The sequence below is a fragment of the Trichlorobacter lovleyi genome (genome assembly GCF_015239775.1).
GTDB classification, from domain to species: domain Bacteria; phylum Desulfobacterota; class Desulfuromonadia; order Geobacterales; family Pseudopelobacteraceae; genus Trichlorobacter; species Trichlorobacter lovleyi_B.
Genome location: NZ_CP058409.1, coordinates 1,295,906 through 1,309,251, shown reverse-complemented (window position 1 = coordinate 1,309,251; position 13,346 = coordinate 1,295,906). Strand labels below are relative to the sequence as shown.

Sequence of the window (13,346 nt, the reverse complement as noted above, 5' to 3'; positions counted from 1 at the left end):
AATACCTATATGCACAATAGCTGCAAGGGGGGGATTACCATGAACAGCTTGACACGAATTGTCTTACCTTTTGTGGTCCTATTACTTTTCGGCCTAACCAGCATTGCCCAAGCCTACACGGTATCCGGCACCATCACCAACGGCACCAGCCAAACCGGCCGCCTCTACGTGATGCTGGTAAACAGCGACGGCAACTCGACCGGCTTTGGTACCAGCATAGCTGGGATTACCGCCAGCCAGGCCAACATCCCCTACTCCATCAGAGGGGTAACTCCCGGGACCTACAAGGTACGGGCTTTCCTTGATCCCCGTGACAATACGGCTGCTGCTGGCCACCCCTACGGCGCTAGCCCGTTCGGCAGCAGCAACTCCTTTGTAATCACCACCTCAAACTACACCGTCCCACTCTTCTCTGTTGCTACACCAACCACGGTCCCTGCTGCCGGCGATTGGTGGACCGGCAAAAACGTCAACGCGGTGCCGATTACCGCTGGTAGCCCAACGATCTATCAGGCTGCCATGGTGTTCTGGGATCTCCCCAAGTTCAATGTGGTCGGCGGCGATCCCTCCACCTATACCGAGATTGCCGAGAGTTATACGCTCTGCTGGGGCACCAACAGCGTACCGACACCAACCACCCATACCGGCGGCGCCTGTACCCCTCTCATTCCTTCGGTGGATGACGGCCATCAGGTAGTGTCTGGTCTGGTGCAAGGCACCAGCTATTACTTTAACGTGATTGCCACGCTCGGGGCGACCACCGCCAACCAGGTAAGCGCCCTTACCACCATTGCCGCTCCGGCCGGTGGCTACACCGTCACCGCCAGGGTTGTCTTCCCTTCTAACCCGCCTGCAGCAGGGATGCTGGTGGGCCTGATGAGCGACACCGGCGGTTATGGCTACCTGTACGCCATTACCGACACCACCCAACGAAGCATAGAACTGCAGATCAATCACGTGCAAAACGGCACCTACCGCTTGTTTGCCTTGCTTGACCTCAACAACGACAAGCGCTTCAGCCTGGGGGACGTCAACGCCGATGACGGTGACTTCCATACCACCATGGTGACGGTAAACGGCGCCAACGTGACAGCTCCGACGGTGCTGATCAAGCCCAGTAGCGACCTGCGGGGCGATGTAACCACCGAGGTCCAGCGGATTGAGCCAAACACCAACTACTTTCTGCAGTTCAGGGCCGACCAGCAGATCAAGCGTCCGGCCCATATCGTGATCGAGCCGGGCCCCGGCATTGCTGAAACCATCGACATGGGACTCACCACCTGGGGCAACTTCAACCTGACACAGTCTGTCGCCACCCAGCCACAGGTAGGCAACAGCTACATGGCCACGGTCACCTACACTGACAACACCACCAGCGATCCGATCAGTCTTGCGGTCAGCGGCGTAGTGCCAACCCCACCCAGCCAAAACTACCCGGTGGGTGCCACCTCCGGGGCCAACAGCACCAGCCCCCGTTTTGCCTGGAATCCGGACCTGAGCAGCATGCCGGCCGGACCCTACGGTTATTACCTCCAGCTGAAGCTGGCCAGCAGTCCCTATGGCGATCCTCTCTGGGAAACCGGCCAATCGGCTGACCGCCTCTCGGTAGCCTACACCGGTAGCGCACTTTCCAACGGGACCACCTATCTGTGGGGGCTCTACATGGTTGATGCCTTTGGCAACCGTGCCTCACGCTGGAGCCAGTTCACCCCCAATAGTGCCGGTAGTCTGAGTATCAGTAGCGTCAGTCCCAGCAGCATTGCGTGTAGTGCTGTAAGCCGTACCATAACTATCAATGGCTCCGGGTTCATTGATGGCGAATCAAGTAACATGATTTACTTTAATAATGGATCAGCAGTTGCAGCAACGTATCAAAACAGCGATCAATTAATTGTAGATTTACCGGAATGCTCAACGAACATGCCTAACCCAGGTCCACTTAAGGTGGTGGCAGGTGGCAATTCGGCAGCCTCTACGACTGAATTCGTTCCTACAGTTGATTACAAATTTTATGTAAGCGACATGAGCACTACACCGGTCTACCTGTCAGGGGCCAGCGTATCCGTGATCGGCAGACCTGAGATTCCAGCGACCACGACTAATGCCAGCGGCTACTTTGATCTGGCCGGCATCCCTACCGGTATTCCCTATGCCCTGCGCATTACCGCAAGCGGTTATGATACCGTGGACTCGGCCTTTTATCTGAACTACGCCGACTCGATTGCTGCCAGCAACCTCAATCGCTTCTCGTTGCCAACCACGGGGCAGATCCAGAGCCTCTATGGGAACACTTCTGGTAAAGGCCTGATCCGCTCACGGGTGATCAACGAGTCCACCGGCGCTTACGTAACCGGTGCCGTGGTCAGCGCCTATAGCTATCTCTACAAGACACCGCTGACCGTCAGCTACGGTCTCACCTGTTCAACGGGTTCGACCACTGATGATACCGGCATGTTCTGCGTCAAAGACGTCGAGCCAGGTGATCATGTCATGATCACCGCCAGCAAGGCGGCCTACAGCCTCACAAAATCTCGGATGTATGCCGGTTTTGCTAACGAGATGGGGCAAACCTCTGTGCGCATGACGGATCAGTTCCCGATTGCCGTGGCCGGTGCTGCTATGCTCTTTTCCTACGACGGCAGCAACTACCTAGTGGGTGTCGAAAACCATGCCACCACACCCACCAGCATTGCAGCACAGCTGATCTCACCCACTGGCGAGAAGGTAGGCGGTTTGATAACCACCGGTCGTAACGGCATCGCCACCAACAGCGCCTTTGATGGCACCAACCACCTGCTGATCTGGGAAGACGACCCCGGCGGAAGCTCTGACGCGCGTTTCAGCATCTACGGCCAGTTTATCAGCAAGGCCGGGACGAAGGTCGGCGTTCCCTTTGACATCAGCGGTTCGAGTGTCTGGTTTGACGGCATGAAGACCATGGCCTTCGGTGGCGGCAACTACCTGGTTACCTACACCCGGCTGGTGGGCGGAGACCCAAACAATCGCTATATCGCCGGACGGCTGGTCGCCCCGGACGGTACTGTAGGATCAGAATTCAGGATCAGCACCGGCAACGGCGACGCCAGTGACGTGGCCTTTGATGGTACCAATTTCTTTGTGGTTTGGACCGAAGATTCAGCTGATACCGAAATTCGAGGGAAATTCGTCAGCACCAGCGGGGTACCGGGGACAGAGATATCGGTAAATGCCAGCACAGCCCCTAGCGACAACCCCAAAACGGTGGCCTTTGATGGCACCAACTACCTGGTGGTCTGGAATGATGAGGTAAGTGGTGCTGGGACATATACCTGGGACGTATTCGGCCAACGCATAGACAAATCAGGTAACAAGGTTGGCGGGGTGATCACCATCACTAACGAGGCTAACCCGCAGATGCCGACAAGTGTGGCCTTTGACGGCGTTAACTACCTAGCTACCTGGGTGGATATGTCCAACCCGATAGATTGGAACCTGTTTGGTCAGTACATTACCACCAGCGGCGCGCTTTCTGGCAGCAAGTTTGCCATCAGCACGGCCTCTACGAACCAAGTAGGCGGAGTAGGCTTTGCCAACGGAAAATTCCTGGCCCTGATCAACAATGGTGTCTCGATGGTAAATGGCGGCATTACCTCGGTGGAGGGCACCTATGGCCGGTTTATTACGCCTGCAAGCCTACCATCGAATGCACCGACTGTCAGCTCACTCAGCACATCCAGCGGTTCAGTTGGCAGCGAGGTAACGATCACTGGCGCCTACTTTGTCAACGGTGCCACCACGGTCTCCTTTAACGGCACCATCAGTACCAGCATCACCTTTGTCAGCAGCGCTGAAATCCGCGTGACCGTGCCTGGCGGTGCCAGCACCGGACCGGTCACGGTTACGACTGCGGCAGGCACCGCGACCAACCAACCAACCTTCACCGTGGTGCCGCCAACCAGAACCCTGACCGTCAGCCTTTCAGGGGTTGGCAGCGGCACCGTAACGTCAACCGCAGGCATCAGCCCTGCGCTCAACTGCCCCGGCGTTTCCTGCACTGCAGATGTGGCTTATGGTGCTTCTGTGACACTCCTGGCAACCCCCAGTGCAACGTCATCATTCGGCGGCTGGAGCGGTGCCTGCACTAGTGTACCCTGCACCTTCAGCATGACGGACAACCTCACCGCCATAGCTACCTTCACGCTGAAGCCGCTTTTAAACTACTCCTTAACGCGCTATTACGACACCCTTCTTGAGGCATTGACTGACGCCAACAGCGGCAACGAGGTTCGCGCTCACGACAGCCTGCAGGCCCCCAGCCTTTCTTACAATCGGGCCAATGTTACCGTTAAAATTGCCGGAGGGTACGATAATGCGTTTACGTCACGCAACTTACCAAGCACGACCTACACTGATATAACGTCGCCACTGACTATTCAAGCCGGCACCCTGATCCTGGATCAGATCATCGTAAAGTAGTCTCCCCAGCTGTAGCCTCTCCCTCTTCCGGGGCATTCCGGGAGAGAGAGAGGTGTTATTTATCAAAAGAAGCCTAATGCAGGACAATCACACGCTCCCGCAGTTGACAGGCTGACTGCGATTCAGTATTTATTGTATCATTGTATACAGTAGACAAAAGGGAGCCTGTCATGAAAAAGTTCAGCCTGTTGTTAACAACCGTGCTAACGGTACTGCTGAGTATCACTGTGGTCTGCCAGGCAGCAACCATCACCGGCACCATTACCAACTCCACTGGCAAAACAAAACGCATCTTTATCACTGCGTTTTCCAACAATGGCGGTAGTGATAACGGCTACGGGGTCAGTATTGATCCTGCACAGACCCTTACCTACACCATTAACGGCGTGGCAGCCTACTCGAGCTACACCGTGCATGCCTTCATGGATACTCAGGACATGGGCTACCCCCATGCCAACGACCCGCGTGCTAGCGTCACCACTGTAACCTACGAAACCACCGGGACCGCAGACTTTACCCTCACAAACCCTACCTACGTCCCACCAGTATCTCCCAGTAACATGGAAGTCATTGCCTACCCGGGCAGCAACGGCAACATGCTGCTCTGGAACGGGGCTCAAGACAACGCAACCAGCCTGACGATTGCCGATTACTACGTTATCTCGACCAACTCCAGCGCCTCCGATAGCGGCGCCACCCTACACACCGTCAAGGCCGGCGACCGTGCCATGTTCTTTCATGCCGGCGGTACAGCCAGCACCTACTACAAGGTAACCGCCTATGTGGGAACGACCCCTGCTCCCAGTACCGTCTGGATTCAGCCCACCCCACGCACAGGCGGCGCAACCGTCAGCGGTAGCGTAGCCCTCTCCGGAGTGACACCAACCGGCCCTTTGGCTGTTGTGTTAGTCAGTTACGCTGGAGCGATTCCTCAGTTTTATGTAGCCGTGGTGCCCTCCCCCACGGCATCCAACAGCTACTCCTTCAGCAACATCCCTGCCGGTACCTACAACTTCTTTACGTTTATCGACATGAACAACGACGGCACCTTCTCGGCAGGCGACCTCAGTTATCAACCCGACGAGTATTCCACACCAACCGTCACCGTACCGGCCAGCGGTACCGTGTCCGGCCCCACAGGCATCACCATCACCAGCCAGAACGCCTTTCGATTGGTCAACACCAGTCACAACAAGAACAGCTATGGCGAAAGTCTGGGGGTCGGGTTCAAGGTTGAGGGGCAACTCAAGCGTCCGGTCAACGTCAAGGTATCCGGCCCCGGCATAGCGGACAACACTGATGTCGGCCTGACTCAATGGGGAGAATTTAAGTTATGGCCTTGGTCCCTGACCAGCCTGCCAGCAATAGGGAATACCTACACCTTTGCGATCTATTACGCTGATGGCAGCAGCGACACCGGCCTGACCGCCTCGATCAGCACCATCCTGAACAGCTTTCCCACACCGGTAACCCCGGAAGGCTATATTGCCTATACGCCAGCCCCCACCTTCAGCTGGACCGCCCCAAGTTCGCCCCCCAGCCCGTACAGCTACAACCTCTGGCTAAACGGCAATACTGATGGGCTAAACTGGAACCCTGACGACTTCCCGTCCACCCAGACATCGGTCCTGTTCAACGCGGACGGTAATGCGTCAGCAACATCGCTAACTGCAAACACCACCTACTATTGGGGTCTCTCCGTCATGGATCGTTACGGCAACTCAGCCCAGTACCAGGCTACATTCATCCCCACTAACAAACCAGCCATAACCGGCTTTACCCCCGCCAGTGCCCTTGGCGGACAGCAGATCACACTAAAAGGGGTTAACTTCAGCACCAGCGGTGTCAACACGGTCACCTTTAGCGGTGGTGTCTCGACCAGTGCCGTGGCCAGCAGTTCGACCTCGCTGACCATTACCGTCCCCTCTTCCGGGGTCATGAACGGCTCGATCACTGTAAGCAACGCGGCCGGCACCTCTGATCTCAGCAGCATGTCATTTAACCTTGTCCAGGCCATTGCCGTCACCGGAATGGTCACTAATGCGCAAGGAACAGCAGTAAGCAGTGCCTTAGTGGAATTGGAAGGCAACCCGGCGGTTGCCGTATCGACCGCTGCCAACGGCAGCTTCACCCTGACCGGCCTGCCCGGCAGTAACATCCCGTTCCGCTTGAAGATCTCCAAGGCCGGCTATCTGCCGGTCTACGCACCGCTCAGCCTAAGTTCCAGTATGGATCTGAGCGGCTTCCCTTACACCCTGTTCAGTACTGCCGATTTGCCGGGGCTACTACCCACCTATGGCATCATTCTGGCCACCATCAGAAATATGAACGACCTTACACCGGTCTCTGGAGCGACCGCAACCGCGCTGCCCGGCGGTTCAGTGCTGTATTATGACTCCGGACTCCAGACCTTTACCGGCACAGCCACCGACGCCAGTGGCCTGATTGCCGTTCCCAATGTTGAGCAAAGCACCCTGATTACCCTCCAGCCCACCAAAACAGGCTGGACCTTCTACTCGCAAAGTGTTCAGGTACCCAGCAGTTCCGTAGTGGAAATGGCCCTCTTCGGGACACCACCACCTGCACCCCAAGTAACCAACATTTCCCCGCTGAGTGCGGCAATCGGTTCCACAGTTACGATCTCAGGCGCCTACTTTAACGACAGTTATGCCACGAACACCGTGACCTTTAACGGAAATCCTGCCACCATTACCGGCGGAAACAGCACGACGCTGTATGTCACCGTCCCGCCAGGAGCCACCACCGGTAACGTATGTGTCACTGCTGCCGGTGGAGGACCTATTTGCTACTCATCACCATTCACCCCCCTGTATCCGCTGACCCTCAGCCTGACTGGCACCGGCAGTGGCGCCGTCAATGCAACTGCGGGGACAACCCTCAGTTGCAACAGTGGATTGAGCTGCCCATCGGTAGATGTTGCCTACAACACTGAAGTTACCTTGCACGAACAGCCAAACCTCGGTTCTAACTTTGCAAGCTGGACCGGATGTACTCCTCAGACCGACGCATCCTACTGCAAGCTTACTATTACCGGAAACAGTTCCGTTAGCGCAGCATTTACCCTGCAGCAAAACCTGAGGAAAGGGACTGACCCGAGCTATACCTACTACGGCACCCTTAAATCGGCACTGACAAGTGCGGTCTCCGGCGACGTTATCCTGGCCCGGATGATGCTGCTGCCCGACCTGACTAACGACGCTACCTTTGATAGCACCACTACCACCGTGACACTGCGTGGCGGCTACACCGACAGCGGCTTCAGCACCCGTTTACCAACAGACTTCACCTCAGTCACCTATCCACTGACCATCAAAAACGGCACCCTGGTCCTGGATCAGATCATCATCAAGTAAAACGTTACTACTTGCACAGCAGCACCAAGCCCCCTTCCGGTTAGTCCGGAAGGGGGCTTGGTGTATCAGCAGCGGCTGTAGTGCCGGCTGCTACTTAATGATCAACCGGTCGACAGTGGCAGTCCCTGTACTGATCGTCAGCCTGCCCTGCAGGGTGGTATAGCCGTTGCGCGTGCTGTAGTCACTGGAAAATCCACCCGTAAGAGAGAACAGAATGCCACGGTTCAGGCTAAGGTCTTCCACAAAAATCAGTGCTTGGGCCTCCAGCACTCCGCTGGCAGGAACAGCTGCATAGGCGCTGGTAAGACTGCCGTAGGGTATACCTGCCACCCTGGCCCGCGGAATCAGACTGAAACTGGCTGTTGCACTACGGTCCACAGTCATGCTGACCGTACAGTTGCTGCTGCCGGTGCAGTTACCTGACCAGGCAGTAAAGGCAGAACTCGTATCCGCTGCAGGTATCAGCGTAACGGCAGTTCCGTTGGCGTACTCTGCGGTACAGGTACCGCTGGTGCAGGCGATACCGGCGGGACTACTGGTCACTGAACCTCCACCACCGTACAGCCCCAGAATGGTCACTGACAACTGCTGTTGGAGCACGGTTAATTGCGTTGTTACAGCAATTGACGTAGAGCTGTTGCCTGCTGCATCCCTGGCAAAGGCATAGAGGGAATAACTGCCGTTTGCCGTTCCAGGGGCAAAGGTGTAACTGGCGGGCGGACTGGAGCTCCAGGAACATCCGGCAGCGCTATCAGTCGCCATGACGCAGTACCCGGTTACTGCCACATTATCGGTTGCGCTGAAGTTGCTGACCGGCACGACAAGGCTGCTGTTTTCAGCAGGCAGGCTAAAGGCTGTAATCGTGGGAGGTATGACATCCGCGCCGCTTACACCCCGGGCAATTTTGGTCAGGTTACCGGCCTTGTCATAGCTGTAGGCGATCGACATGCCGTTGTCATAGGTCACGCTGGTCAGGCGGTTCAGGCGGTCATACCGGTAGCTGGCGTTAACGGCATGAGTGGCAGCCGGCACCGCAAGCAGTCCGGCAAGAACCAGAACGAACGCCGTGGGTTGTAGTCTTTTCATAGGGCGCTCCTTTCCCGGACTCATTGCCCGCCTCCGTTACCAACCTGCCCCAACTGGACTGCTTCGTTGCTGTTGTTGGTGCCGCCGGTCGCCCGCATCCTGCGGGCTGCCTCAACCCCGCCCGGCGCGTTCTCAACCGTCTCCACCGCCTTGGTTATGACCTCCGAATATGCCGATCCAACACCCGGTATACGGCCAACGGTGTATTTCGTTCCCACCTTGATCAGGGTCAGGCCTGAGGCGGGATCGTCATCCTTGAGGGCGGCCTTTACGGTGCCATAATCCTCAGCCATCTGAATTCCGGTGTTGATCCGCTCGTTCCACTCCTTGCCTGCCTTGGTGTATTTGTTGGCTTCAAGGGCGGTATTGGCCACCTTCTCCTCGATCGACCTGGCCATCTCAGGCTGTTCTTTGAACTTGTCGCCAATCCACTTGAAGGCTGATCCAATACTGCTTTTGACCTTCTCAAAGGTGGTAACTTCAGACGCACGTTTTGCCTGCTGCGCCTCGCGCTGTGCCTGAAGTTGAGCCTGAATCTCAGGTCGATCCCAGAAACCGCCGTTGTCGGCGGCGCCGAAGGGATCAAAGTGGGTGAGCGGGTTGTTGGCTGCAAAACGGTACAGGTTGATGGAGGCCATTTCAGCCAGCGGGTCGCGAGAGAGCCAACGCCCCATCTGCGGCGAGTAGAAACGGTGACCGTAGTAGTAGAGCCCGGTCCCTTCATCATACAGCTTGGTCGAATAGCGGATCGGCTGGCTGAGGGTACCGCTCGTTGCAAGCGTTCCACCAAACGGATCGTAGGCATATGAGGCGACAACCGATCCGGAACTGTTCAGGATGGTGGTGATGTCCCCCCGGGGGTTGGAAAACACCTGATACGCCGCCCCGCCCTGCTTGAGTGAGAGCAGTGCCCCCACACCACCCGGCTGATTGATCCCCCAGAGATAGTCGCGCAGCACTGCGTTGCTGCCGTCACGTTCCTGCAGCAGCTTTCCGGCATCCCAGACAAAACGCCGCTCAGCGGTCAGTGCACCATTGGCATAACTCTTCTGAATCCCCAGGTAGCCGTCGGAGCCGTAGGTGAGCTCCTGCCGCCTGACCACACCACCGGCGTCGGTGTACTGGATCGAGCTCATCCTGTTTTCGGCATCGTAGGTGGCGGTGAACGCCCGGCCATCGGGGGTGAGCCCTTTGGTCATGTTTCCGTCGGCATCATAGCTGATTGCTGTCGCTGATCCGCCCCAGGTCACAACCTGATTCAGATTGTTATAGCTGGCATCCACCGTTCCTGCGGCCGTAAACTGCAGGGCCGGTCCGTTGGTGACGGTCTCCCCGGTTGGCTGTCCGAGGGAGTCAAAGCTGTAGCTGTAGCCGTTCAGAATGGTGCCGGCCGGGAGATAGTTAATCAGCTGTTGCAGCCGTTTCATGACCGGATCGTAGCTGTAGTCGGTCTTGCTGGTATCGGAACGGGCCAGCCGCTGCAGCAGCGTTCCTCCCCCCTGATAGCTGTAGGTGTAGGTCGTGCCGTTACCGGTTACCGCTGTCAGCCGGTCAAGGGAGTCATAGCTGTAGCTTGCGGTCAGCCCTTGCTGGAGTGCTATCGAGGTCTTACGCCCCAGGCTGTCATAGCCGAAGCTCAGGGTGTCATTGGCCCAAGGGCCGTCAATGGCGGTCACCCTAGAGGAGGCGTCGTAGCTGATGGTGCGGCTTCCCAGGGCATCGGTAACCGTGACGGGCCGGTTGTAACTGTCATAGACAGTGCTGACTCCCGGTGTACCGTCGGAGTACGACACCGTCAACAGGTTTCCGTTCCGGTCGTAGGTATAGGTGGCCTCAGCCCCACGGGCATTTTTCGACCAGGTCATCCGGCCATAGGGATAGGCAAACTGCACGCTGCTGCCATCGGCGTACTGCTTGCGGGTGAGCCGGTTGTCCTTGTTGTAGCTGAAATAGGTAACGTTGTCGTTGGGGTCGGTCAGCTGGCTGGCATGGCCAGCCCCATCGTAGGTGAAGCGGGTACGCCCTCCAATCGGGTCGAGTATTTCCCGCAGCTGGCTGTGGGGGTTGTAGAAATAGGAGGTGGTACGCCCGGCCTGGTCAGTCATGCTGTCGAGCAGGTGCGGTACCGTTGTTGAGCGGATGAAGGCCGCTGATGAACTGTCGGGATAGCTGATGCTGACCAGGTCGTCAAGGTTGTTGTAGCTGCGCTGCAGGGTAAAGCCGTTCTGGTCGGTATATGTGGTGAGCCTACCGATGGTGTCGTAACCGTAGCTGCCAACTGCTGTCCCGGCCCGTGTAACGCCACTCAGCTGGTTATTGCCATCGTAGCTGAAGCTGGTCAGGATACCGGCTCCGAGTGAGCTGGTCACCTGGCCGGAGGTATTGAAGGTGAAGGTCTTCGCGAGCCCCATCCGGTCGGTGAGCGACAGGATGTCATGGGTGCTGTTGTAGGTGGCAGTGATGCTACCGAGCCCGGCCTGGGTCACGGTCAACAGATCAATACCGTTGGCGGCATAGGTGAGATCAGTACGGGCACCGATGGGAGGAACAACCGACAGGACCTTCCCCTTGGCATTATAGGTAAAGGTGGAGGTCTCGGCACCACTGGCCCCCTGCAGGGTCTGGGTAAGCAGGTTCCCCTTGGCGTCGTAGCTGTAGTTAAACCCGACCCCTTCCGGTGTCTGGAAGCCGGTGATATCACTGTTACCGTCCGGTGTAGCGGTCTTGGTGTAGCCATAGGTGGAACCGACGGATGCGTTGGCCCCCTGGTACGTTGCGGCTCCGGTCACCGGATTGAGCGTAAAGGTCTCGATACCCATGTAGTCACTGACGGTCAAGCTGTTAAAGCCGGAGGTAAACGTGACCTTGTTATTCCCGGTGGTCAGGGTCTGGATGGTGCCGCACCCGTCGTAGGTAAAGGTCGTTGAATACCCTCCCATGTCGGTTATGCGGGTCAGATTGCCGGAGCTGTCGTAGGTAAGTGAAACAGTGCGGCCGAACGGGTCGAGTATCGAGTAGATCCGGTTGTCGGCATTCTGGAAGAAGGTGGTCGAGCGTCCCAGGGCATCGGTGATCCGGTTAAGCTTCCCCCCCCACGGCGAGTTTGGAAGCGGATCCCAATAGAGCGTAAGCTTGTTTCTGCTGTCGGTCGGGTAGTGAGGATCGCGGATCTCGGTCAGAAAGGCCCAGATAAACTGGCCGGACGGGATCTTGTAGAGGTAGACCGTGCCGTCGGGAAAGGTAAGCAGGTAGTCGCCTGCCAGGATGCTCAACTCGTTGAACACCCGGTAGGGCGGGGTGAACTTCGCGGTGGCTGCATCGTAGGTATAGACATCGCGGCGTCCGTCCGGCATGTAGATGGTCACATCGCCGCTCACCGGATCAGCGGAGAGGTAGCTCTCGTAGTTCAGCTGCCAGTTACGACCGGCCGGTTCAAACCGGTTTGTCACCGCCCTGGAGTTATAACTGAAAGAAACCTCCACCGCCGGGCCGACCGGGCTTTTGTACCAAAGCGGGGTGTCGGTGACAAAGATATTGAGGTTTGCCATATTGACGGTCCAGGTTGGAGAACCGTACCCCGTACCCGGAGCCATATCGCCACCGCTCCCCTTCCCCATGCCGTCGGGTGCCCCCAGTTCCTTTTCTGCCCCACCAGTGTCGGGCGTCAGTTCCCAGGACCAGGTAACCGGGATTTCAGGGTACTGTTGGTGGGGAAAGCTGGTCTCACCGATGATCGTCGCCGGCGAACTGCTGGCCAGCGGAAATTCAAGGGTGGTAACCGGATCGGACGGGATTTCGGCCAGGATCCTGCCCTGCATCCCTGGCCAGGCGGGGAGAAAAACGCTATTGATTTCAGCCTGAAAAGCTATTGGATAGGTGCCTTGACTTGTTACATACTGGGTAACGCAGTCAATGCCTGTATGGGGGAAGGCAATGGTGTACTTTCCCATCCCCGGGTCAACGGTAAAGTTTACATCCTGCTCAGAACCGGCACCACTACATGTCTGAATAAAATAAACACTTCCAATTGGACAGTTCGGGTCACCATATGCCGGTAAATCCAGATGGTTATTTACCGTTTCCTGGCTTGCCAGGGAGCCCAGATAGGCTCCCCCTGATCCAGTGTTGATGAACTCTCCCGTAACATCGGAGATGTGGTTCAACCCCAGGGTGTAATCATAATTGCACGTTGAACCTTGTTCAAAGGGACCGGTGCGATCCAGGATCTGGGTCAAATGCATCCTGACCTTCCACTTCTGGACCGTGGCCCAGCCGCAGGTATCATCGGCAAGTGATGATGCCGGCAAGACAGCGGCAAACAGCAGGGTAAGAACAAAAACATGAGGCAGGAACAAAAAACGGAAGTTTGAGAGGCAGGCACGTACTCCGGAAGCAAACGGTATCAGGCCGGACTGAAGGTTCATAAACCAC

General features: G+C 57.0%; 4 protein-coding genes. 2 read left to right on the top strand and 2 right to left on the bottom strand.

Going from position 1 to position 13,346, the window contains the following annotated elements:
• Window positions 1-39: 39 nt before the first annotated feature.
• Both FY034_RS06030 and FY034_RS06025 read left to right on the top strand, forming a co-directional pair.
• The gene (locus FY034_RS06030) at window positions 40-4,455 is read left to right on the top strand and encodes a carboxypeptidase-like regulatory domain-containing protein (protein ID WP_265554458.1); all 4,416 of its coding nucleotides are present in this window, start codon (window positions 40-42) and stop codon (window positions 4,453-4,455) included.
• A 170-nt stretch (window positions 4,456-4,625) separates the two neighbouring features.
• Complete coding sequence (locus FY034_RS06025) at window positions 4,626-7,829, top strand: IPT/TIG domain-containing protein (RefSeq protein ID WP_265554457.1); 3,204 nt, start codon at window positions 4,626-4,628, stop codon at window positions 7,827-7,829.
• 90 nt (window positions 7,830-7,919) lie between these two features.
• Here the strand turns inward: FY034_RS06025 and FY034_RS06020 are convergent, their stop codons facing one another.
• Together FY034_RS06020 and FY034_RS06015 are read right to left on the bottom strand one after the other, a co-directional pair.
• Window positions 7,920-8,915: an InlB B-repeat-containing protein gene (locus tag FY034_RS06020; protein WP_265554456.1), complete on the bottom strand. Its 996-nt coding sequence runs from the start codon at window positions 8,913-8,915 to the stop codon at window positions 7,920-7,922.
• A 20-nt stretch (window positions 8,916-8,935) separates the two neighbouring features.
• Window positions 8,936-13,339: an RHS repeat-associated core domain-containing protein gene (locus tag FY034_RS06015; protein WP_265554455.1), complete on the bottom strand. Its 4,404-nt coding sequence runs from the start codon at window positions 13,337-13,339 to the stop codon at window positions 8,936-8,938.
• Window positions 13,340-13,346 lie beyond the last annotated feature (7 nt).